The sequence below is a fragment of the uncultured Shewanella sp. genome (genome assembly GCF_947491715.1).
Classification (GTDB): Bacteria; Pseudomonadota; Gammaproteobacteria; order Enterobacterales; family Shewanellaceae; genus Shewanella.
On record NZ_CANLKR010000030.1, the window covers coordinates 1 to 24,297 of the forward strand.

At 41.2% G+C, this 24,297-nt stretch carries 21 protein-coding genes; 12 read left to right on the plus strand and 9 right to left on the minus strand.

What is annotated here, in order from left to right; genetic code table 11:
* Positions 1 to 90: 90 nt before the first annotated feature.
* From Q0779_RS17615 to Q0779_RS17625, 3 genes are all read right to left on the minus strand, one after another.
* Complete coding sequence (locus Q0779_RS17615; RefSeq protein WP_298774573.1) at positions 91 to 537, minus strand: GNAT family N-acetyltransferase; 447 nt, start codon at positions 535 to 537, stop codon at positions 91 to 93.
* Between the two features lie 88 nt (positions 538 to 625).
* A complete protein-coding gene (locus Q0779_RS17620) occupies positions 626 to 2,218 on the minus strand; it encodes a DHA2 family efflux MFS transporter permease subunit (protein ID WP_298774575.1) in 1,593 nt (530 codons plus the stop codon).
* Positions 2,218 to 3,342, minus strand: coding sequence for an HlyD family secretion protein (locus Q0779_RS17625; RefSeq protein WP_298774576.1), 1,125 nt, complete (start codon positions 3,340 to 3,342; stop codon positions 2,218 to 2,220). Before Q0779_RS17625 ends, Q0779_RS17620 begins: the two co-directional genes overlap by 1 nt.
* Before the next feature lie 94 nt (positions 3,343 to 3,436).
* Here Q0779_RS17625 and Q0779_RS17630 point away from each other — a divergent pair, with 94 nt between their 5' ends.
* The 3 genes from Q0779_RS17630 to Q0779_RS17640 all read left to right on the plus strand — a co-directional run bounded on the left by Q0779_RS17630 (position 3,437) and on the right by Q0779_RS17640 (position 6,109).
* Positions 3,437 to 4,378 (plus strand): LysR family transcriptional regulator, encoded by a 942-nt coding sequence (locus tag Q0779_RS17630; RefSeq protein WP_298774578.1) that lies wholly within the window; start codon positions 3,437 to 3,439, stop codon positions 4,376 to 4,378.
* 100 nt (positions 4,379 to 4,478) lie between these two features.
* Positions 4,479 to 5,210 (plus strand): YebC/PmpR family DNA-binding transcriptional regulator, encoded by a 732-nt coding sequence (locus Q0779_RS17635; protein WP_298774580.1) that lies wholly within the window; start codon positions 4,479 to 4,481, stop codon positions 5,208 to 5,210.
* 692 nt (positions 5,211 to 5,902) lie between these two features.
* Complete coding sequence (locus tag Q0779_RS17640) at positions 5,903 to 6,109, plus strand: cold-shock protein (protein ID WP_298774582.1); 207 nt, start codon at positions 5,903 to 5,905, stop codon at positions 6,107 to 6,109.
* Between the two features lie 79 nt (positions 6,110 to 6,188).
* Here Q0779_RS17640 and Q0779_RS17645 read toward each other — a convergent pair whose 3' ends face one another.
* Both Q0779_RS17645 and zntR read right to left on the minus strand, forming a co-directional pair.
* Entirely contained in the window at positions 6,189 to 7,418 is a 1,230-nt protein-coding gene (locus Q0779_RS17645) for an SO_0444 family Cu/Zn efflux transporter (protein ID WP_298774584.1), read from the minus strand.
* A 70-nt stretch (positions 7,419 to 7,488) separates the two neighbouring features.
* Complete coding sequence (gene zntR / locus Q0779_RS17650) at positions 7,489 to 7,968, minus strand: Zn(2+)-responsive transcriptional regulator (protein WP_298774585.1); 480 nt, start codon at positions 7,966 to 7,968, stop codon at positions 7,489 to 7,491.
* A 367-nt stretch (positions 7,969 to 8,335) separates the two neighbouring features.
* Between zntR and purH the strand changes: the two genes are divergently transcribed.
* The 5 genes from purH (at position 8,336) to Q0779_RS17675 (ending at position 13,855) form a co-directional block, all read left to right on the plus strand.
* Positions 8,336 to 9,925, plus strand: a complete 1,590-nt coding sequence (gene purH / locus Q0779_RS17655) for a bifunctional phosphoribosylaminoimidazolecarboxamide formyltransferase/IMP cyclohydrolase (RefSeq protein WP_298774588.1) — start codon at positions 8,336 to 8,338, stop codon at positions 9,923 to 9,925.
* A 104-nt stretch (positions 9,926 to 10,029) separates the two neighbouring features.
* Positions 10,030 to 11,319 (plus strand): phosphoribosylamine--glycine ligase, encoded by a 1,290-nt coding sequence (purD, locus tag Q0779_RS17660; protein ID WP_298774590.1) that lies wholly within the window; start codon positions 10,030 to 10,032, stop codon positions 11,317 to 11,319.
* A 161-nt stretch (positions 11,320 to 11,480) separates the two neighbouring features.
* Positions 11,481 to 12,182: a spondin domain-containing protein gene (locus tag Q0779_RS17665; RefSeq protein ID WP_298774593.1), complete on the plus strand. Its 702-nt coding sequence runs from the start codon at positions 11,481 to 11,483 to the stop codon at positions 12,180 to 12,182.
* A gap of 11 nt (positions 12,183 to 12,193) precedes the next feature.
* Positions 12,194 to 12,931, plus strand: a complete 738-nt coding sequence (locus tag Q0779_RS17670) for a spondin domain-containing protein (RefSeq protein ID WP_298774596.1) — start codon at positions 12,194 to 12,196, stop codon at positions 12,929 to 12,931.
* 171 nt (positions 12,932 to 13,102) lie between these two features.
* Positions 13,103 to 13,855, plus strand: a complete 753-nt coding sequence (locus Q0779_RS17675; protein ID WP_298774597.1) for a response regulator transcription factor — start codon at positions 13,103 to 13,105, stop codon at positions 13,853 to 13,855.
* A 26-nt stretch (positions 13,856 to 13,881) separates the two neighbouring features.
* Here the strand turns inward: Q0779_RS17675 and Q0779_RS17680 are convergent, their stop codons facing one another.
* Entirely contained in the window at positions 13,882 to 14,283 is a 402-nt protein-coding gene (locus tag Q0779_RS17680; RefSeq protein WP_298774600.1) for a type III secretion system chaperone, read from the minus strand.
* A 137-nt stretch (positions 14,284 to 14,420) separates the two neighbouring features.
* Here Q0779_RS17680 and Q0779_RS17685 point away from each other — a divergent pair, with 137 nt between their 5' ends.
* Entirely contained in the window at positions 14,421 to 16,148 is a 1,728-nt protein-coding gene (locus Q0779_RS17685; protein ID WP_298774601.1) for a hypothetical protein, read from the plus strand.
* Between the two features lie 106 nt (positions 16,149 to 16,254).
* On the opposite strand, the gene hemE is transcribed toward Q0779_RS17685, so the two are convergent.
* The gene (gene hemE / locus Q0779_RS17690; protein WP_298774602.1) at positions 16,255 to 17,319 is read right to left on the minus strand and encodes a uroporphyrinogen decarboxylase; all 1,065 of its coding nucleotides are present in this window, start codon (positions 17,317 to 17,319) and stop codon (positions 16,255 to 16,257) included.
* Positions 17,320 to 17,786: 467 nt separating this feature from the next.
* Here hemE and rsd point away from each other — a divergent pair, with 467 nt between their 5' ends.
* A complete protein-coding gene (rsd, locus tag Q0779_RS17695) occupies positions 17,787 to 18,254 on the plus strand; it encodes a sigma D regulator (protein WP_298774603.1) in 468 nt (155 codons plus the stop codon).
* A 73-nt stretch (positions 18,255 to 18,327) separates the two neighbouring features.
* Here the strand turns inward: rsd and acnB are convergent, their stop codons facing one another.
* The gene (acnB, locus tag Q0779_RS17700) at positions 18,328 to 20,925 is read right to left on the minus strand and encodes a bifunctional aconitate hydratase 2/2-methylisocitrate dehydratase (protein ID WP_298774655.1); all 2,598 of its coding nucleotides are present in this window, start codon (positions 20,923 to 20,925) and stop codon (positions 18,328 to 18,330) included.
* A gap of 696 nt (positions 20,926 to 21,621) precedes the next feature.
* On the opposite strand from acnB, the gene Q0779_RS17705 reads away from it, so the two are divergent.
* Positions 21,622 to 22,038 carry a hypothetical protein gene (locus tag Q0779_RS17705; RefSeq protein WP_298774604.1) on the plus strand — a complete coding sequence of 139 codons (417 nt, stop codon included), beginning with the start codon at positions 21,622 to 21,624 and terminating at the stop codon, positions 22,036 to 22,038.
* A gap of 94 nt (positions 22,039 to 22,132) precedes the next feature.
* Positions 22,133 to 22,315, plus strand: a complete 183-nt coding sequence (locus Q0779_RS17710) for a hypothetical protein (protein WP_298774606.1) — start codon at positions 22,133 to 22,135, stop codon at positions 22,313 to 22,315.
* 103 nt (positions 22,316 to 22,418) lie between these two features.
* Here Q0779_RS17710 and Q0779_RS17715 read toward each other — a convergent pair whose 3' ends face one another.
* The gene (locus tag Q0779_RS17715; protein WP_298774607.1) at positions 22,419 to 24,089 is read right to left on the minus strand and encodes a solute carrier family 23 protein; all 1,671 of its coding nucleotides are present in this window, start codon (positions 24,087 to 24,089) and stop codon (positions 22,419 to 22,421) included.
* Between the last annotated feature and the right edge of the window lie 208 nt (positions 24,090 to 24,297).

Sequence of the window (24,297 nt, forward strand, 5' to 3'; positions counted from 1 at the left end):
AGCCCTCAACTCAATGCCTTGCCTAAACGCGTTTTAATTCCAGCTGAATCCTGCATCTTCAAGTGGTTTGGGTATAAATCAAATCTCAGGCTAATACAACATATCCAGATGAGGAATACCATCTTCTAAATAAACCTCAGATACAGGTTTGAAACCAAGCTGCTGATAAAAATCTTGCAAATAAGCTTGCGCCCCCAATTGAATACTGTGATCAGGCCAATAAGTTAACGCCACTTTCATTGCTTGCTTCATTAATTGAGCCGCCTTGCCGCCGCCACGAGCCTCTTGTTTCACCAATACTCTGCCAATAGAACAATCTGGGTAACTTACACCAGGCGCTAAAATACGGGCATAACAAATCAGCTTTCCTTCATCATCCATTCCCATTAAATGACGCGAACCGGGTAATCTATCTTTATCATCCAGCTCTTGATAAGGACAATTCTGCTCCACCACAAACACATCCACTCTCAACTGCATTAATTCATATAATTCATCAAGCATTAACTGTGAAAATGTCACATCTTTCCAATTCACGATTCAATTCCCCTGATAATAAACATCACAAGCACTTTATCACATACACCAGGAAAAACTGAATAACGCTTCACTCATAAATAGCCTATTAAGGTGACTCCATTGGCTTTCTAATGCCTAATACAATCACCGCTGCCAATGCCAAAATACCACTAACAATCAAAAAGACATCATTATATGCCTGAATATTGGCTTGCTGCTGCATCGTTTGCAGTAATATTTTACTCGCCTGATCATTCGCCGTCACCGCATTTGACCCTGCCATTTGCAGAGTTTGTGCCGTTTGTTGTAAATATTGACTCGCTTGTACACTCACCGCTGGGATCGTTTCCCTCATGATTGATAAATGCATGCGAGTTAAGGTATCAATAAAAGTCGCCACTAATGCGATACCAAATGCCCCCCCTAAATTCCGAAGTACATTCAACAATGTCGAGGCTGATGCATTTTCTTCTTCTTTTAAATAATCAGTGGCTAACGTTCCTAGCGGAACAATGACAAAAGGTAAGCCCATGGCTCTAACGACCATGGAAAGGATCATTTGATCGCCAGCAAAATCCAACGTCATATGACTGTTCAAATAATAACTCATACCAAACATTAAAAACCCAAAACTGACTAAATAACGACTATCGACTTTTTTCATTATTTTAGGCAGTAAAGGTAACAAAAGTAACTGTGGAAACCCCATCCACATTAATACTTCTCCGATGTCCATTGCACTGTAATTTTGTACTTGAGACAAATACAGAGGCACCATATAAATTCCAGCGAACAGCCCCCAACCTAAAAAGAAATAGGCCAAAGTCGACAATACAAAATCTCGTTTAGCAAACAAGCGTAAATTCACTAATGGGTTAGCTTTTTTCAATTGGATATAGACAAAAAGAATAATATTAATCACCGCTATGATCGCCAAATTACGGATCAAATCCGAATCGAACCAGCCTTTACGGTTGCCGTCTTCCAGCACCACCTCTAAAGAACCTAGGCCCAATGCCATCGTGAACACTCCACTGAAATCGCCTTTTTTAAATTCTGACCACATGCCTGCACGCTTTGGTAAGCCATAGCTCAACATTGCAATGACAATGATCCCAGGGGGCACATTAATGTAAAATAAATAAGACCAACTAAACTGCTCTGTTAGCCAGCCGCCGAAGGTAGGGCCAATCGACGGAGCAAAAGTCGCCGTCAGCCCAAAAAGTGCCATGCCGATGGATCGTTTTTCAATCGGTAATTTTTCAAGAATAAGGCTAAAAGCCATCGGGATCAGCGCTCCCCCAAAAAAACCTTGCATAGCACGAAAAGTTATCATGGACTCTAAATTCCATGATAGTGAACATAATAGAGAGGCTATAATAAATAATACGGTATTAATAATGGCATATCGGCGTACATCACAGACTTTACTTAACCACCCTGACAATGGAATGGCTATCATTTCCGCCACTAAGTATGAAGTTGAAATCCAAGAACCTTCCTCAACCGTCGCCCCAAGGCCTCCTTGAATTTCTTTCAATGATGAATTGGTAATTTGGATATCGAGAATCGCCATAAAGGCGCCTATCAACCCCCCAAAAATAGCAATCCATGCGCGTTTACTGCCTTGAGAATAATCCACTTTATTAAAGGCTTTTACGCCTAAAACACTTGGCTCCTCTAATAATACTTGCGTCATTATCTCATTACCTTAGCAATAACAGAATGACGGTTACCAGGTTTTGAAGTATCCACACTCACGACCGCACTTAATCCCGGCACTATCCTAGCAGCCTCATTATTAAAATCCTTACTATCAATATTCAAGCGAACTTTAACCGGAATACGCTGTACTATTTTGGTAAAATTTCCAGTGGCATTTTCAGCGGGTAGTAAACTAAATTTGGCTCCGGAAGCCGGTGACAAGCTGTCGATAATACCAATAAAGGTTTTGTCGGGAAACGCATCGAGATTAACTTGTACCGGCTGTCCAGGCATCATTTGTTGGATTTGGGTTTCTTTAAAGTTCGCCGTGATCCATACGGCCCCATCCGGAACCAAACTATACAGGGATTGACCGGGCTGCACATATTGCCCAGACAAGGCTCCTCGCTTACCGATTATTCCTGAAAACGGTGCTCTTATTTGCGTATCATTCAGTTGGATTTGCGATAACTCTAATACGGCTTTTGCTTGCTTTGCTTTAGCACTCGTTTCTATTTCTTGCGCTTGATATACCGCTAATTCGCCCTGCTTCGCTTCAACATTGGCTTTTGCTTCATTTAACCTCGCTAGGGCAGAATCAAAACTCGCTTGCATTTGATCAACTGTATCTTGTGAACTGTAATTTTTTATTTTAAGTTGAGTTTCACGCCTCAATTGTTGTTTAGCTCGCAATTTATCTGCAGTTGCCGCCGCCATCCCAGCCTGCGCCTGTGCTATCAATTTTTGCTGCAATTCAATTTTTGCCGTCAACGTCACTAACTCTGCCGTAACCGATCCCAAAGCGGCTTCATCTTGAGCCACTTTGGCTGCATATTGATTGTCTTCCAATGTTGCTAACAGTTGGCCTTTTTCAACATGTTGATTATCAGTCACAAAAATTTGAGTGATGTAGCCAGGTACTTGAACACTAATATTAGAGATGTCAGCCTCCACATAAGCATTATTGGTCGATTCGACAAAGCGTATTTGCATCCACCAATAATATCCCGCACTCGAAAGGGTTAAAATAAACAAAGCAACAATAATATAAACTCGAGGAAGCCTCTGTGCTTGATGCGTTTGCGGATCAGAATGAGCATGAGAAATGTGAGACGACATAGTAAACTCCTTGAAATAATGGCTTCATTTTACTACTGTTCTAATAAGTTTATTAGATAGCTAAAAATCACCCCACTGTTTCTTAGGTGTAACAATGATAGATCTCAATCGCATTCAAATGTTTGTTCAAGTTGTTGAACAAGGCAGTTTTACTAAAGCAGCTAAAGCGTTAGGCTTAACCAAAGCCACGGTAAGTCGAAAAATTGCAGAGCTAGAGTCTGATGTGGGCGCACAGCTATTATATCGCACCACTAGAGCATTAAAATTAACGGAAACAGGCGCTAATTATTTCCATAAGGTGCAACGCATATTACTGGATTTAAATGATGCTGAGAATATCCTCACAGCAAATCAAGAAGTCATTAAAGGCAATTTAAACATTGCCTGCCCCATTGAACTGGGACAATTATTTTTAGCGCCGATTTTGGCCAAATTTCTCTCTCATTATCCGGAAATGACGATTAACACTGAACTCACCAACCGACAAATTGATGCGGTGAATGAAGAAGTGGATATAGTGTTTCAAATCACTGAAAATAAAGATCCTAACCTCACCAGCTATGCGCTCTTTAACACCAGCAAACGACTCATGGCCAGCCCTGACTACCTCGCAAAACATGGCACACCTAAAACACTCAGCGATTTAGAACAACATCAAGCCATTCAATTACAATCACCGCATACTGTCGGTCAATGGCGTTTATTCAACGGTAAGCAATGGACAAATGTAACCCCTAAAGCTCAGCTCACTGTTAATAATATAACGCTCGCAAGAGAGGCGGCGATAGAAGGGCTCGGGATCGCCAGCTTAGTGGATAAAATTGCTCAGCAAGCTCTTAACAAAAAGTTATTAATCCCCGTCTTAGATGATTTCCCCATGAGTCAAGCCCAAATCATTCTAAGCCATCCTCAAGGTGCCTATTTACCCAAGAAATACCGCATTTTTATTGAGTGCTTGTACCAAGAGTTTTATCATCGATGGGAAGATGAATTATTAGAAGTGCCCGATTACATCCATTTATCCAATCAGACATAAAAATAAGCGTAGCGTCGCTCAAAAACTTTCCCATTCGCTGCACAAAGCAGGCTAAAACTGCTAACATTGCCACAATTTTGCATTAATGAGATTGCATCGAATGGGCAGAGCTTACCAAAACCGAAAAGAATCCATGGCCAAGACAGCGGGTCAAAAAACACGACTTTATTCACGCTATGGCAAAGAAATTTATGTTTGCGCTAAAAATGGCGGTACCGATCCCGATGGCAATCTTGCGTTGCGTCGCCTCATTGATAAAGCAAAAAAAGATCAAGTCCCCACCCATGTCATAGAACGCGGCATTGAAAAAGCCATTGGTGGTGGCGGGGAAGATTATGATACCGCGCGCTACGAAGGGTTTGGCCCCGGCGGCTGCATGGTTATCGTCGATTGCCTCACCGACAATATGAAGCGCACATTTACAGAAGTGCGCCAAGCCTTTGTGAAAAACGATGCCAAACTTGGCGGTCCAGGCACAGTGGGCCACATGTTTGATCATCAAGCCGTGTTTGTATTTAAAAGTGAAGGTGAAGATGAAGATGCTGTTCTTGAAACACTCATGATGGACGATGTGGATGTCAGTGACATAGAAGTCGACAATGGCATGATCAATGTGTTTACGCCCCACACCGAATTTTTTAAAGCCAAAACAGCCCTGACAAACGACACACCGGATCGGCATTTTGAAGTGGAAGAAATCACTTTCGTACCACAAAATCACACCCAAGTCAGTGGCGAAGATGTCGCCCAGTTTGAGAAGTTTCTCGCGGCATTAGAAGATTGTGACGATGTGCAAAATGTCTATCACAATGCGGAAATAGCAGACAGCTAATTGTCGGATTGCCATAATAACCGACTCATGAAAAAGGCGCTCTAAGCCAGTAACTCTGAGCGCCTTTTGGCTATTAATAAATGCCCATTACTATCAACTTTAAATTGATATGATTCAAATCGAAATAACTTTTTTCATATTCATTATCAACGTGATAGCTTACATCGACTTTTAATTGCTTACACTGCCCTCCTGTTGTAAGCCTATTATCGATAGATATTGAGAAATCTGTTCCTTGTTCATTATATGCATCGCTATCATTAAAAATAATTTTATGGCTTTGCTCACCGATAAATATGACCTTAATCGTAAGTCATTCCATATTAGATAACACGAATTTAAAGAGGGGGAGATCACTACATGGAGGAGCCATCACTGACGATTCAGTGAGCCACAGGAGTATAGTCGAGACACAAACAAGTTAAAAAGCATCGCGCGTAAAACAGCGATTAATTCACATTCAGTATTTTTACTTTTGGGATCAACCACTCTATCCCATTGCGATAAAATAAATATGACTTTTCACTACAAAAAAGGGCAATTAATCCTTATGGGTTAATCACAAAATAGCAATCACCATCTTTAAGCCATTATATTAGCACAATTATATTTACAAAAACGCATATAAGCTGCTATCCCTTATCTTACTACTAGTTCAGTAGTCAATCATCAACTAATGTGAAGAGTAAATTATGAGTAAAGGCACAGTAAAGTGGTTCAATGCAGATAAAGGTTTTGGATTCATCACCCCAGAAGATGGCACAAAGGACCTTTTTGTTCACCATTCAGAGATCAGAAACGGTGGTGGTTATGCAACTTTAAATGACGGTCAAGCTGTTGAGTTTGAAGTGGGTCAAGGGCAAAAAGGCCCCTGTGCAAATAATGTCGTCGCCATCTAGTAAAATAAGATGATACAACTTACGCCACCATTGTATTAAATAAGATCGTGGCGTTTATTGATTCAAAAATCACTTCACATTAAGAACAGCAATCCCGGCGCCACCAATTTTTGGGTAATTTGGCAAACAATACCTTTAACATTAACGCCGCTAAAATGATTCCTGAGCTGTAAACGACCCAATTAGGCAATAAACTATAATGCTCACCAATTTGTGGCTCAACGATAAAACCAAACCGTGCCACTAATTCATCCACTAGCAGACCAAATGCCAAAGCAACGCCAAGCACACCACCTAAATACCCCATTAGTGCTCGCCTACCAAGCTCTTTGCTTACCACGCCTAAGGTTGCAATATTGGTTGCAGGTCCCGCCAGCATAAATACCAGCACTGCCCCTGGAGAGACTCCCGCCAGTAACAAGCCTGCCGCAATCGGCGTCGATGCGGTTGCACATATATACATAGGAACGGAAATAATAACCATAACTAACATCGCCAATAATCCGTTGCCCCATTTAACAAGAAAGTCACTGGGCACATAAGTTTGTACAACGGCTGCGAACAGTAATCCAATGAGTAACCAAATCGTCGTGTCACGCACTAAATCCGTTGCTGCATAATGTAAGCCTTTCACAATGCGGGTTAATATTGAGTCTTGCTGTATTGTGGCCGAAGCTTCATCTTTTTGGCTACAGCACGTATCGCTCTCACTTTCATCACTCAAGCATGTCTCCATCACTGTAGGCCCATCACTGGCACAACAGCTCTTTTTGACCGTTTCAGTTTGCTGACTGGAACAACAGCTCACCTCTTTTTTCGGCTGAGGTTTTTCCTTCACTTGCACTTGCGGACTGCAACATGACGTCATTTTCGCTGTATTTTTTTGCTCGTCGGCACCGTTAGGCTTCGAGACGTCTTCATCGCGCCCAACCAGCATTCCCGCCACGATCGCACTCGTAATGGCGGCAATGGGCCTAATAATCGCCATAAAAGGGCCAAGAAGCACATAAGAAACCGTCACAGAATCCACTCCGGTTTCAGGAGTGGAGACTAAAAAAGAGGTTGTCGCCGCTTTTGACGCACCAGAGCGTCTAAGCCCTACCGCAGCAGGAATGACACCACAAGAACATAAAGGCAAGGGGGCGCCTAACACGGCGGCTTTTATCGTCGCTTTGAATCCATGACCCCCTAACTGCTTTTGCATCCAAGTCATAGGAACAAACATTTTTAGCATACCCGCCAATACTAAACCTAATAACAGCCAAGGCGCGGACTCTAAAAATAAATCGATAAAATTTGCAAATAACATTCTTTTGGTTCACCTAAGATCAAATTACTACGGGAGTCACAATGGTACATCTTCTTCTCTATGAGAATGGTTATTTATGCGTATTACAATGTTTCGTATATTGCTTCGCATCATGATGATGCTCAACATTTTCGCATTGTATCTTTGTACTACTCGATTCTAATGCTTCGAGAATAGAGCAATGTTCAGCACTTTCTGGTCCGCCGCAACAGGCGTCTGATAATCGCTGCAAAGATAGCTGAAAATGCAATAACTCATTAATTTTATTGTTTACATTTTCCAATTTGTCATCGACTAAGGCTTTAACATCAACACAAGCCCAATTAGATTTATCCAGCTCAATGGACAATAAATCAATGATTTCAGATAAACTAAAACCAACCGCTTTTGCCCGCAAGATAAACCGTAAACGCTCTGCATCAGGTTCTGTATACATTCGATAACCCGCTTCACTGCGAAATGAAGGCGACAGTAAACCATGCTTTTCATAAAAACGTAACGTATCCGTTTTCACTTCACACAATTTAGCAAGCTCACCAATTCGGTACATATGAAACCTATCCTTCACCCCAAATGATAACCTCATTATACTCAAGCGACTGCAAGATGCGAATCGATACCGTATTTAACGTCAACGGTCTCTAACTGCCGTTGTTCTGATTTACGTATTGTGAATACGCATATAAAAAACAGTTATTATGGTCATTTTACGATAAAATACGCGCGCTTTTATCGATTGGTACCACGCTGAGTGATCCCCAAACTAACTTAAGTAGAATGGGGTAGAGTATTGAAACATGCAGCTCATCATTATTAAGCGGTTAATATTGATTTGAGGGACTTTTGGAAAACAAGATATTCTTTAAATGCTTTTTTTCCTAAAGCTCCTTAAAAATAACCACTGGACCTCTAGCCAAATGAATGATGTCAAACCGATCCGCCGCGCACTATTAAGTGTTTCAGATAAAACAGGGATCCTTGAGTTAGCTCAAGCCCTTCATGCTCAAGGTGTCGAACTGCTTTCTACTGGCGGTACGGCCCGTCTACTCGCAGATAATCATATCCCTGTCACAGAAGTCTCTGATTATACAGGTCATCCTGAAATAATGGATGGGCGTGTCAAAACACTCCACCCCAAAATTCATGGCGGTATTCTGGCTCGTCGTGGTCAGGATGAAGCCGTCATGCGTGACAATAACATCAAACCCATTGATTTAGTCGTCGTCAATTTATACCCTTTCGCCAATACGGTCGCGAAAGAGAATTGCAGCCTAGAAGACGCCATTGAAAATATTGATATTGGCGGCCCGACTATGGTGCGCGCTACCGCAAAAAATCATAGAGACGTCACCATTGTCGTTAATAGTAAAGACTACACCAAAGTACTGGCTGAAATGGCAGAAAACCAAGGTAGCACTTATGCGAGCACTCGCTTTGATTTAGCCATTGCGGCTTTTGAACATACCGCTGCCTATGATGGCATGATAGCGAATTATTTCGGTACTATGGTACCCGCTCACCATCAAGATGACAGTGAAGTTGAATCAAAATTCCCTCGAAGTTACAACACTCAGCTGATTAAAAAGCAAGATTTACGCTACGGCGAAAACAGCCACCAAAATGCCGCATTTTATGTGGACACACGCATTGATGAAGCATCAGTTGCAACCGCCACTCAACTTCAAGGCAAAGCACTTTCTTACAATAATATTGCCGACACCGATGCGGCACTTGAATGTGTGAAAGAATTCCAACAACCCGCTTGTGTCATCGTCAAACATGCCAACCCTTGTGGCGTGGCCTTGGGGGACAATTTGCTTGAGGCCTATGAACGTGCCTTTCAAACTGACCCAACTTCCGCTTTTGGTGGCATCATTGCCTTTAACCAAGAATTGGATGCAGATACCGCGAGCGCCATTATTGAACGCCAATTTGTCGAGGTCATTATTGCCCCTTATATTAGCCAAGCAGCCCGTGATGTCCTCGCTGCCAAAGTCAATGTACGTGTTCTTGAGTGTGGCTTGTGGAACAATAAAACCACCAGCTTAGATTACAAACGCGTCAACGGGGGCTTATTAATTCAAGACAGAGATCAAGGTATGATCAACCTTGACCAAGTCAAAGTCGTGTCTAAACGTCAGCCCACCGCCAGTGAACTGAAAGACCTGCTATTTTGCTGGAAAGTCGCTAAATTTGTAAAATCCAATGCCATTGTTTACGCAAAAAATGGCATGACAATTGGCGTTGGAGCGGGACAAATGAGCCGAGTCTACAGCGCTAAAGTCGCCAATATTAAAGCCGCCGATGAAGGCTTAGTCGTCGAAAACTCGGTTATGGCATCGGATGCCTTCTTCCCTTTCCGTGATGGCATTGACGCCGCAGCAGACGCAGGGATAAGCTGCATTATTCAACCCGGTGGTTCAATACGCGATGAGGAAATTATCGCTGCAGCCGATGAGCACAATATCGCCATGATTTTCACTGGTATGCGTCACTTCCGCCATTAACAATACTGAATGCAATGACGCTCAAGAGAGCCTTAAATTATCGACTTTAGGCTCTGCTTCTCTTTGACAATGAATGCATAAGACAAAACGATAAGGTTATTGAAATGAAAGTATTAATCATTGGTGGCGGTGGCCGCGAACATGCCCTTGCTTGGAAAGCAGCTCAATCCAATCAAGTTGATACCGTTTTTGTTGCACCAGGCAATGCGGGGACCGCTCTTGAACCTAAAATTGAAAATGTGCTCATCGATAACAAGGATATCGACGCCTTAATTCAATTTGCAACAGAAAATCAAGTTGCACTGACGATTGTCGGCCCTGAGGCACCGCTGGTGGCAGGTATCGTCGATGCCTTTAATCATGCACAGCTTGCCATCTTTGGCCCAACCAAAGGCGCGGCACAATTGGAAGGCTCTAAAGCATTTACCAAAGATTTTCTTGCTCGACATCATATTCCAACGGCGGCTTATCAAAATTTCACCGAGATAGCGCCAGCCAAGGCTTTTGTCAAAGAAATGGGCTGCCCGATTGTGATTAAAGCCGATGGATTAGCCGCTGGAAAAGGCGTTATCATCGCTCAAGATCAGGACGAAGCTGACAGTGCCATTGAGGATATGCTTGAAGGAAATAAATTTGGTGAAGCCGGCGCTCGCGTTGTCATCGAAGAGTTTCTTGTTGGCGAAGAAGCCAGCTTCATTGTCATGGTTGACGGTAAAAACATACTGCCTCTCGCCACCAGCCAAGATCATAAAGCGCGCGATAATGGTGATAATGGCCCAAATACCGGCGGAATGGGGGCTTATTCCCCAGCACCTGTGGTCACGCAAGCAGTCCATGATTGGACCATGCAGCATGTCATTCGCCCCACGGTCGACGGCATGGCAGCTGAAGGCCATACCTATACAGGATTTTTATATGCGGGCCTAATGATCTCCCCCGATGGAAGCGCAAAAGTATTAGAATACAATTGCCGTTTTGGTGATCCAGAAACTCAGCCTATCATGATGCGATTACAATCTGACTTAGTTGAACTTTGCTTAGCGGCTACGCGAGGCGAACTTGATAGTGTTACTGCAAAATATGATGATCGCGCCGCTGTCGGTGTCGTACTTGCAGCAGGAGGCTATCCTGAAGCATATCGCCAAGGTGATGTCATTCAAGGCCTTAACTTAGGTGACAACAATGCCAAAATTTTTCATGCTGGCACCGCATTACAAGATGGCCTTACGGTGACAAAAGGCGGTCGAGTGTTATGCGCAACCGCCCTTGGAAACACGGTCACGCAAGCGCAAGCTAATGCTTATCAATTAGTTGAGACTATTCATTGGGACGATGTGTATTTTCGCACAGATATAGGCTACCGCGCCATTCAACGTGAACAATTAAAAGATTAATCAAACGGTCATTTTATCATCAAAGGATAGAATGGCCTCCTTCTTTCTTTATCCTGCCAAATCAGCCCCTCGATAAAGTTATACTTTTGTGATAATTACGTTATTTTTACATGATATTTCTTTGCCAATATGAAGTGACTCACTTCATATTAGGATTTATCATGACATTAAAACGTATCACAACGGCACTGGTATTAAGCGGTATTATTAGCCAACCCATCATGGCACAAGAGCTCACCATTAGTATTACTAACCTTACCCATGGTAATGACTTTACTCCAATTCTCATTGCTGCTCATGATGCCGACACACATCTATTTGAAGTGGGCACCATGGCGAGTACTGCATTGCAAAAAATGGCTGAAGGTGGTGATATTAACGATCTTGATAACATGATCATAGCGAATGATGGCATAACACTTGTTAATCCCGCTGAGGGACTATTAGCGCCAGGCGTCAATATTCAACACATCATATTAGATGCCAAAAATCAGTCTCATTTATCCATCACTGCTATGATGCTGCCAACAAATGATGCTTTTATAGGCCTAGATGCATGGCCTATTCCTTCCACTGCTGGCACCTACTCTTTCACCTTGAATGCTTATGACGCTGGTACTGAAGCGAATGACGAACTCATTAATGGCGGTGGAACACTAGGCACACCGGGGCTCCCTGCGGCTCCTCAGGGGGATGGCGGAAGTAATGGAACGGGCCTAACTGATATGAGCTCCAATTCCAATATTCATATTCACCCAGGAATTTTAGGCGATATGGATCCCAACGGTGGTATAAGCGATCTTGATAGCCGTGTTCACCGCTGGTTAAATCCTGTTGCGCAAGTCACTGTTGTTGTAAAATAGAGGGCGATAAAATGAATTTATCTGTGACCCCCAAAAAATCTATTCTTATCTTTAGCATCATACTCGCAAGCTTAGGGTTAAGCGCATGCTCTGATAATGACGATACTGACAGCATAATCTCACCTAATCCAGAGGACAAACTCACTAACAACATTCAACAATACAATGTAACCGTTACCAATTTAACCGCCGCTCAGCCCATGTCACCACTCACCTTAGTCATACATGAAGCGAATACTCAACTTTGGCAGCAAGGACAACCGAGTAGCCTAGCCATTGAAAAAATAGCGGAATCTGGAGACAATAGCGATCTACTTGCTCTAGCGTCAATTAAAGACAATATGACGAGTAAAAACATTCTCTTACCGGGTGAAAGTGACACCCTTACCCTCACTCTAGCAGACACGAACGCCCAAACGATTTCACTCGTTACTATGTTAGTCAATACTAACGATGCCTTCACCGGTTTTAGTGATATCACATTAAAGCATTTATCCCTCAATGAAACCATGGAATGGCAAACTGTGGTATATGATGCAGGAACAGAAGCCAATTCTGAAGAAAAGGGAACGATTCCAGGACCTGTTGATAATGGAGAGGGGTTTAATATCACTCGAGATGATCTTAATAGAGTGCACCTCCATTCGGGTGTGATTAGTCTTGATGACGGATTAGTTGACTCTGTTTTATCCGCTTATCACAGATTTGATAATCCAAGCCTTAATATCAAAATACAGCGTATACAATAAGTTCTTGGACTAAACTATCGCCTGTGTGATGAGCGCAGGCGATAAACTGTTGCTATTTTGCCCTCAACAGCCTCAGTCCTATTACATTACACTCCCCGATTCAAATTATCTCCTTCAGCACTGAAATTAAAAGCACTCAACACGGGTCTAATTTTCTAGGACCGACTTTGGATGCAAATTATGAATGGAATGCCCCCTTATATCGCTGAAAAAATGAAGAAACATATTCTTCTCATTGAACAAGATAAAGTGATTGCAAATCAGATTATTTTGAACCTTCAAACACTCAACGTTCGCATCAGCCATTGTACTCATTTAGCATGTGCTAACTTACAATTGGCACAAGATAACATAGATCTCATTATCATGGAGCGACAGCTTCCTGATGGAGATGGGATCTGGCTTTGTCAAAAAATAAACATCGACGCCAACCCCACCCCCTGTATGTTATTGACAACCTATAGTAGTGAAGCTGATATTGTATTAGGGTTAGATTCTGGTGCCGATGACTATATTACTAAACCTTTTCGAGCTCTGGAATTAAGAGCCAGAGTCAACGCACTATTAAGACGGAGTATCAACGAAGGCCATTCCTTTGATTTATTGGAATATAATGGTATTCAAATTAATAAACAAACCCGCGAAGTTATGGTACTTGAACAAGTCTTAACATTAACGGCAAGAGAATTCGATCTCTTAGTTTATTTAGCAACCTACCCAAAACAAGTCTTCAGTAGAGTACAATTACTAGAAGCTGTATGGGGGTATTCATATTCCGGCTACGAGCATACCGTAAACACTCACATTAACCGATTGCGCTCTAAATTACTTAAGCAGCCTGGCTGCTCAGACTTAGTTGAAACAGTTTGGGGAGTCGGATACAAATTTTCGCCACCGGTAAACTTACCATTCAACCAACAATAATGTCGGTTTTAAAAGCAGTTTTCTCACTAATAAAACTCATTTAATATTGTTCTCCAAACGCTTAAGCGCTCAACAAAACGTTTTAAAACATCGACTAATACATTCACATTTAAGTCTTGAGTAAATAAATCAAATAGCTGAATAATATTATCATTATGTATCGCGATACGGATCCCCCCCGTATCGCGCCAACAATAATTATACTCTAGAAGCATTGTATAAAATGCTTCTAGCTTAATTGGCATACGAGGACTCATAGCAGACTCTAATGTGAGCTTATGGGAATCTAATGTATGAATAATATCGACCACTTGGCCTTCTACAAACACAATTTTCCAATGATGATCATCAAATCTAATAATACTTTCGGCATCAATCAATGCACCTAACTCTGAAAACATCATGTCTATTTGCTTTACATTATACATTTCAATCTTCATACCCATTTCAAATTTCAACCACTATACCAGTATCGACAAAAGGCTAATATCAGGTCTTATACTGATCAAAAAACAACCTTCAATAATTTAACATAATACATTTCAAGAAAGATAAGGAATGCCTTATGACTGTTAGTTTCACACCTCAATCATTCTCATGGAGTGATGTTGATAATTTGAGCTCAAGTGTAAGAAACCTTGCTTCGGCCAGTAATCACCATGATATTCAACTAGCGGGTCAGCAAAAAGGCAATTCCGTTGTTTTATACGCAAGAGACACAACAAAAACTGGAAGCCTATACCCCAGTCAACAAGGCTCATTAAGCAAAGAAAACCCTGAACGCGCATTTCAAGCAACTCAAACTGCTTTTAAAAACTTGTATGCAAAAGCAGGGCTAGATCAAAAACCATTAGATGAATTTTTTAGCAATATAACTAGGCAACAAAATGGCACAGCATCCCCCCTCAAAGAAGGCGATATTCTTAGACTTTGTACCATGGCAAAAGCAGCTAAAGCCGCACACCTTATAAATATTCCACAAGAACTTCACTCTGCTAAAGAATCAAACGCTCAATCTCCATCATTATCTACTGCAAGTAAGGTAATACAAAAAGAGCATCAACTTAGTCATGCTAGTACTATTAAAGATTCGTATAATTCAAAAGATAATATTAGCTTTACTAATGCTAATCTACTTAGGGATGGGCTTAATTTTTGTAGTATGAAAGCATCTCAATGGAAAGCAGATATTAAAGAGTTTCTTGCCGGATATACCCCTTTTATCACTTATAACCCTGAAGCAATCAGAAATGCAAAAGTCGATAATATTAAGCATGAAACTGTCACTTCAGGACAAACTATTTCTCATGAAGTGATACGTTCAAGCTTTGAAACATTAAGAGATCAGGAAAACGTCACATCCTTTTCTAACCCACTCACATTAGATCTCATGCAATCATCCGATGTGCCAAATAGCAGTCCCGAAGCCAGCGCTTCGGCAAAACAGAAAGCAGCTATTCAAGATGCTTTAAAAGAATTAACCCCCGGACAAACAGCGCAGTTCCCCTTTTGTAAAGGAGGACATTGGATGTTAATTACTGCAAAACGTACGGAAAATCATATAGAATTTACCGGGCTATCAACATCTTCAGGTTTTACAAAATCAATGCAAAATATGATGGATGCCATAAAACCTCTGGCACCACAATCAGAAGATATGTCACTATCCACTAAAGTACTGCAAGGACAAATTCAAAATAAAACAGGCTCAAGTTGTGGAGCTTATGTCTTTGAACTGGCTACCCGCATCATCAGAAATGAAGGTAATGAAGTAGCCGCTTTTAATGAACTCACTAATGAAGTATCTGAATTATCCCATACTGCACGCCGTGATTATGAAGTTGAAGAAGCCAGAGCTCGCTTACTTTTTGCTTATGAACAAAGACAAGTTGAAGATCTGATTGAATTTCCAAAAAGTCGAATTGAGTATGCTAAAAAAGAACTGGAAACTGCGACAAAAAATTTAAAGCTTAATGAAAATAATGAAAATCAGGCAGTAGCATTCTGGAACAATGCCAAACAAGTACATCAAAGACTAGAGCATGAGCTTACGGCTACAACAAGCCAAAATTCACCTACATTGACGACAAAACTCTCAAAAGCAAAAGTAGAAGTGCAGTTAACAGGCAATAATCTCGATGCTTTACGCCTAAAAACACACAAAAGCAGAGAAGAAGTTAACGCTATACTTACAAAGATATCCTCATGGGAGGAAAAGCTTAATCTCGCTCAAAAAAATGCAGATATAGCAAGAGCAACAGCGCAAACAAAATCACTCATTAATTTACATTAGTTATTATTAGTATCGTTGTTGAACATAAGTCACAAACCATACATTATGTATGGTTTGTGACATGACTCAATGCATCTATGGCTTTTAATCAATCATCACTATGTGCTTACTTATGATATTGCCCTGACAACTGATTCACGGCTTTGATAAACGCTCCAGCATGCTCAGGATCCACATGTTGATGAATACCATGACCTAAATTGAATACATGGCCCGTGCCATTGCCATAACTGGCGAGTATTTGTGCCACTTCTTGTTCAATACGCTCAGGCGACGCATAAAGCATTGACGGATCCATATTGCCTTGCAGCGCCACTTTATGCCCAACACGGCGACGTGCATCCCCAATATCGACAGTCCAATCAAGCCCTAGTGCATCACAGCCGGTTTCAGCCATTGATTCAAGCCATAATCCACCGCCTTTTGTGAATAACGTCACAGGCACTTGGCGACCGTCGGCAAAACGGGTTAACCCATCGACAATCTTTTGCATATAACGTAATGAAAACTCTCGATATGCATGGTGAGATAAAGCGCCGCCCCAAGAATCAAAAATCATCAAAGATTGAGCACCATTGGCCACTTGTGCATTCAAATACAAGATCACCGAATCGGCTAACTTATCGAGTAACATGTGTAATGCCGCAGGTTCTGCATAAGCCATTTTCTTAATTTTTTCGAACGTCTTACTGGATCCGCCTTCCACCATGTAAGTGGCCAATGTCCAAGGTGAACCCGAAAAGCCTATGAGTGGCACTTCGCCTTTTAGCTCTCTTCTGATGGTGCTAACTGCACGCATTACATAACCTAGCTCATCTTCAGGATCGGGAATGGCTAACTTCTTAATTGACTCAATGGTATCAGTCGGTCTTTCAAAGCGCGGGCCTTCACCCGTTTCGAAATAAAGCCCTAATCCCATAGCATCAGGCACAGTCAGAATATCAGAGAACAAAATTGCCGCATCTAAGTCATAACGACGCAAAGGTTGTAGTGTTACCTCACAGGCTAATTCTTGATTTCGACATAAAGACATAAAATCACCAGCTTGTGCTCGAGTCGCTTTATATTCAGGAAGATAACGACCCGCTTGGCGCATCATCCATACAGGCGTCCTGTCTACAGGCTGTTTCAATAAAGCACGTAAGTAACGATCATTCTTTAATTCTGCCATTTGGCTCAATTCCTAAACTAATTATGGGATCCACTATGTCCGCTAGTTTAGCATTTACGCAGATAAAGTAACCTTTCTCAGCAAATTTATGTGATAGCTATCGATTTAAATTCGCTTAGCCACTTCCCATGATAAGTCACACAAAAGCACTAAATTAGAATGTGCTCAATATTAAACCAATGTACAGAAATATTACAAAAAGGTTGCACAGAGCTCTCAGCTTTGATATAAACTTTCTGCGCTAGCAAAAACAATCAAGAGCTCGTTACATCGAGCCAGTATAAAACTTACTCGCCCAGAGATAGCTCGCTACCTCTGGGCATTTTATTATCCCCCTTCTCGCGCTATAACTTTTCGATATAATTCCAATAACAATTTCGACTAAAAAACAATCAAAAAACAGTTGATAAACCTTTTGGATCTCTCTACATTAGAGTTAATGGAAACCGTGTGACATGGGAACGAAAATGTTAAAAAAACTCGAAAGAGCCCAAAAAAAATGGGGTGGTTCCAATACACTCATCGATCAATGGCTTAATAACCGTCGAAATTTATTGGTTAATTATTGTCAAATTGCAGGCTTACCTCCCTACGATCCTATTGAAAACACACTTCCCACTTTTGGTTCCATTAAAGCATTTTGTGATCTATTGATGGACTATGTATCCGAAGGACATTTCGAAATTTTCGATCAGGTTGTCACTGCTTGTGAAAAAAATGGCACTTCAAGCCAAGTCCTTGCCCAGCAATTGGTTCCTCAAATTAGTGAAACAACGGATACCGCTTTAGATTTTAATGATAAATACACAGAAGCCGCCGACGATAACGTGCTCTTTCATTTAGACAAAGATTTGTCTTCTTTAGGTCATGCGATGGAAACACGCTTCGCATTAGAAGATAAATTACTCGAAGTGTTACACACAAAATATTCTTAATGACTCTTATCTTCAATCTTTCGCCCATAAAAAAGCCTGCTCAATAGCAGGCTTTTTACATCACATCATCAAATTAAACGGCGGACTGAAAAATCACCTTACCCGCTTTTTCAGTATAAGCAGGTAACTGATCAAAGTTTAAGTAACGATAAGTATCAGCAGCTGTGGCATCTAACTCTTTCGCATAAGTTTGATACTCTTCTGTTGTCGGTAAACGCCCTAACAGTGCAGCTACAGCGGCTAATTCAGCAGACGCCAAATACACATTTGCCCCCGTCCCCAAGCGATTCGGGAAATTACGAGTGGATGTCGATACCACCGTTGCTCCCTCAGCAACACGTGCTTGGTTACCCATACATAATGAACAGCCAGGGATTTCAATTCTCGCCCCTACGCGACCGAAAATGGCGTAATAACCTTCCTCAGTCAGCTGATCTCTATCCATTTTCGTTGGTGGAGCAATCCAGAGACGCGTCGGTAAACTCGTCGCAAATTTATCAAGCATCTTACCAGTGGCTCTGAAATGACCAATGTTCGTCATACATGAACCCACAAACACTTCATCAATTTGCGTATTAGCGACATCCGACAGCAATACTGCATCATCAGGATCATTTGGCGCACAAAGAATAGGCTCTTTGATATCATTGAGATCAATTTCAATAACCGCAGCATACTCTGCATCGGCATCGGCTTCCATTAACTCAGGATTAGCTAACCACTCTTGCATCGCTATGATACGACGCTCAATAGTTCGACGATCGCCATAGCCTTCTTCGATCATCCATTTCAACATGACGATGTTTGAGTTTAGATACTCAATGATAGGCTCTTGCCCTAACTTAATCGTACAACCCGCTGCACTTCGCTCAGCAGATGCATCAGAGAGTTCAAAGGCTTGTTCAACTTTTAATTGTTCAAGGCCTTCAATTTCTAACACTCGACCCGAGAAGAAATTCACTTTGCCTTTCTTCTCTACCGTCAATAAGCCTTGCTCAATCGCTTTATGAGGAATGGCATGCACCAAATCACGTAAGGTGATCCCAGGTTGCATTTCACCTTTAAAACGTACCAATACAGATTCAGGCATATCAAGCGGCATAACACCGGTTGCCGCAGCAAACGCCACTAGGCCCGAACCTGCTGGAAATGAAATCCCAATAGGGAAACGTGTATGAGAATCACCACCTGTACCCACAGTATCTGGCAATAGCATGCGATTTAACCAAGAATGGATAACACCATCCCCTGGACGTAATGACACACCACCTCGATTCATAATAAAATCAGGTAACGTATGGTGAGTGTTCACATCAATAGGCTTAGGGTAAGCCGCCGTATGACAGAAAGATTGCATGGTCAAATCGGCGCTAAAACCTAAACAAGCTAAGTCTTTTAACTCATCACGGGTCATAGGACCTGTGGTATCTTGTGAGCCGACAGATGTCATTTTAGGTTCGCAGTATTGGCCAGGGCGAATGCCTGTTACGCCACAAGCTTTACCCACCATTTTCTGTGCGAGAGTGAAACCTTTACCCGTATCGGCCACATCTTGAGGGCGGACAAATTCAGTCGACGCCTCTAAGTTTAATGCTTCACGAGCACGGTCGGTCAAGCCGCGACCAATAATTAAAGGAATACGGCCACCCGCGCGCACTTCATCCATTAATACATCAGTTTTCAATGCAAACTGGGAAATCACGTCATCGCTATCATGACGCTTAACCACGCCTTCATAGGGGTAAATGTCAACAACATCCCCCATTTCCATTTGACTGACGTCAAGTTCAATGGGTAATGCACCTGCATCTTCCATAGTATTGAAGAAAATAGGGGCGATTTTACCACCAAAACAGAAACCACCACCGCGCTTATTTGGTACATTAGGAATATCATCCCCCATGAACCATAACACTGAGTTGGTCGCAGATTTACGAGAAGACCCCGTACCGACAACATCACCCACATAAACCAACGGGAAACCTTTCGCTTTCAATGCTTCGATTTCTTTGATGGGGCCAACGCTACCAGACACATCAGGCACAATGCCATCACGAGCATTCTTTAGCATAGCTAAAGCATGTAATGGAATATCAGGACGAGACCACGCATCGGGTGCGGGAGAAAGATCATCGGTATTTGTTTCACCTGAGACTTTAAAAACCGTTAATGAAATCTTCTCAGCCAATTTAGGACGATTCAAGAACCAATCAGCATTGGCCCATGACTCAACTACTTTTCTAGCCGACGCATTACCCGCTTGCATTTTTTCCACCACATCATGGAAAGAATCAAACATCAATAATGTTTTAGATAAAGCAGCCACAGCCAAATCAGCTTGAGCTTCATTGTCTAACTGTGCAATCAATGGCTCAATATTATAACCACCTTGCATCGTACCCAATAATTCAACGGCTCGTGCTGAAGAAATAATGGAAGACTGCGCATCACCTCTTGCAAGTGCATCTAAAAAACCCGCCTTCACATAAGCGGCTTCATCAACTCCTGGTGGGATCCTGTTTTCTAACAAATCAAGAATAAACGCTTCTTCACCTGCGGGGGGATTTTTGACTAATTCAACAAGTTCAGATACCTGTTGAGCATCAAGTGGTTTAGGGACTACGCCCTCTTCAGCACGCTCTGCGACGTGTTTGCGATATGCTTCTAGCACGGCAACATTCCTCTTTTTTTGGCGTTCGAACAACGACACTGCTCACACTTTGATAATCTCTATCGACTTAGGCAGGCTCGCGCTCATTTCGGAACCATTATACTACATTCCACTCAAAAAGTCGGCGAAGGGGTTGCTCGATTTTCGCGCTAAAATAGAAAATAAAAATGAAAAACAACAAAACTTACCAACATAATACCAACTTAACAAAGGTTAAAGGGAAGTGGAATAATAACAATATAAACAAAACTTTATATGGAAACACTTATTTTAAATACGCTTATAAATCAAAAAATTCACATTATCAGCAACATGTACTTTTCATACCTTCAAGCCTATTATTCATCAAAGTTATAATGAAAATAACACAAAAACGCCACTTTAAATATTGAGCAATATTCACAAAAGTGCTGAAAATTAAAACAATTTATATTGAAAAAGAATAATGAGAGTAATTAAAATACACTTTATATTATAAGTTTAATTTATACTTCATGATGAATAACCCGAGTCACGCTAAACAATACCCGTTAAAATTCATTGACCTTAATTCCTTTGCTCAAAATGGGCGATATTTAAACAAAAAATAAAATATCTACGCTAGCTGTGGTATCCTTACTGCCGTCAAAAGTAGACTCTACACGTTTTAGTAGTCACAAGCGTCTTTCCCAATAACGATAACAATAAGGGGCCATCGTGCTAGATAGTCATATTTCACCTCGCTCGTCCTCAGGTATTTCTTGGTTAAAGGGACACAAGAAAATCATTGCTTGGAAAGTATATTTCTATGCTTTTTTATGTATGACACTGTTAAGTTACGCAGGACTAATGGGAGAAAAAGCTCGCTTAATTGACATCTTAGATACATTGGCAAGCAGCGCCTTACTGGTTGCTATCTTTAGTTATACTTATAAAAAAAGACTATTTTCTTCATATGGTTGGATATTTATCGGTTTATTTTGTTTATCTGAAAATATTCTCTATACCTACCTCACTCATATCACTCTCCATGAGAACTCCCCAAGCACAACCTATACATTTGGTACCATTTTGATCTGGCTCATCAATTTGCCCGCTTTCATCACATTATTTTTAAATGCTAAACAAAAATAACCTTTGCTTTTCAATAAAAAACCAATAAAATCAATACGCCCCAACTTAGGGAAATATCATCCAACAGGGAACCTATCAAGGTAAGTGTTTTAAAATGTTAATATTAATTTATATCATTGCATGGATTGCACCAATGGCCTTTATTGCCTGCTCTTCTAAAATATCTAAGTTTGAAAAAATAGCTTGGGTAGTTGCCATCATTTTTATTTCTTGGTTTGCCTTTGTTGTTTACTTGTTAGTCAGAAAAATAAAAATGAATCGCCTGAAAATATCTTAAAAGCCCTTTAGTTATGTCACCTTAATGGCAATGATACACGCCTGAACATTGCCATTAGCACTTATCTTCACACAGACACCTTTCATTAGCCAAGGTTAAACCTTCAATGATTAAAGCTGACTATCACACAACACTGATCATTATTGGTTAGAGATGTCGACACTTTATCAGGCATCATACCTCGCAAGTAAATTTTTAGCCCTTCAATAAACATCTCTTCATCGAGTATTTTTTCCATGTTCACGGTTTGCAATGGCATCATTTTATAAGGGGCTCCAGTGTAAGAAAGAGAAACACAAAACGCGATAGTATTGTCTTTTGTCTCAACAATAATATCACTCTCAGCCAAATTAGCATGATGTATATCATGGGCTATTTCCTTCGCAATCAAAATTGTATCTTCAACTAAATCTTGCTTCAGTCCCCATGAATTACCGTAAGTATTGATGTTTTCATGGATTTGCCTATCTGGCAAGCTGTCCATTCTTAATATAAATCTCGCATTTCTTCTTGAACCGATAGAAAAAATCATATTTAACGCTACAGCAAAAATCAACCCCAATGCTAAACTAGAACGCCCAAACACATCCAAAGGACTGGGTAATGCTTGATACGCTTGAGGAAGTATATAGGTACTGACCGCCACAAAAAACGAAATACCAATGATAAAAACTTGCCTAATACCAAAAGATTGCGCTCCAATTGTTCGGATCCCTCCTGTAAAAATAAATGCCGCATAATACAGTAATAACCCCGCAACAATGGGTAAAGGGGAAGTGGCAATATAAATAAGTAGCCCAGTACAGCAAGAAAGCAGGAGAAAAACAATGCTCATAGCATAACTGAGCACCACATCTGTACACCTAAAGGCTATTGCCATTGTCGTTGATGTAGGGGAAACATTGATGCCATTGACTCCTAACATTCCCGCAATCATAGCAGCTAAACCATCGGTTCGAATAGAACGTTGAAGCGAATCATAATCAGGTTTTCGCCAATGGGGATCATTCGCTTGCTGCACACTCATCGTTAACCCTAAACTTCGAATCGTCGCGGCGAATCCCACTAGGAAAAAAGGGAGACTGAGTGACCAATCAAATGCAATTTTTTGCTCTTTAATGACCTCAAGCGATGGCAAGGTCAAAAAAGGAACTTGCAAGGCTTTGAAATCGGCACCCCCTTCTAAATAAAGTGCCATGATAAAACCAAATAGCACTCCTATCATGCTGCAAATATGGCGAATATAGCCTTTTCCCCATACGCTAAGCACCAATATAGGAATAAGTGTCGCCACCAGAATGGCTCCATTACTCATATACGGCTCAACAGCTCCAGCATGGATACTAGTAACCCCCAACTCCAACCCAACTAACAGTAAAACCAAACCACAAATTTCTGGCGGAAAAATAATGCGGGTTCGTCGTAAGATAAATGACAAAACAAACTCACAAAACCCCGCAAAAATGGTCATACCAATCAACAAAGGTATTCCACCAATAGCAATAGCAATAGCCAGAATAGAAGGCTGAACATAAATCGCCCCGCTTATCGGGGGCAACATTAATCCCGTTCCTATAGCAATTTTTTTCCAATAGACAGCTTGTAGTAAGGTTCCTATAGCATAAGCCACTAACACCCATTGCAGTTTTTGAACAATTAACTCATCACTTAATCCACTTTGGCGAAAAATCACCACCGAAAATGCCAGTCCTAAAAAACCAATCAACGACTGCTGCGCAGTCATACTCATTAACTTTGAACGTGAAAGAGTCATCGCACTCCATGCCTAACCGTTTATGGATTAACCTTTTAAAAATTCACATCAATAATAAACACACTGTTAAAACCTAATCGAAAATTAAATATAAAAATCATTATATTTCAACTAAATAAATAGTAAAAAAACCAACTTGATACTTTTAGTATAGCAGAGATGAATGCTTGATTAAGGTAGCATCTACAGCACTTATTTAGCATTGAAG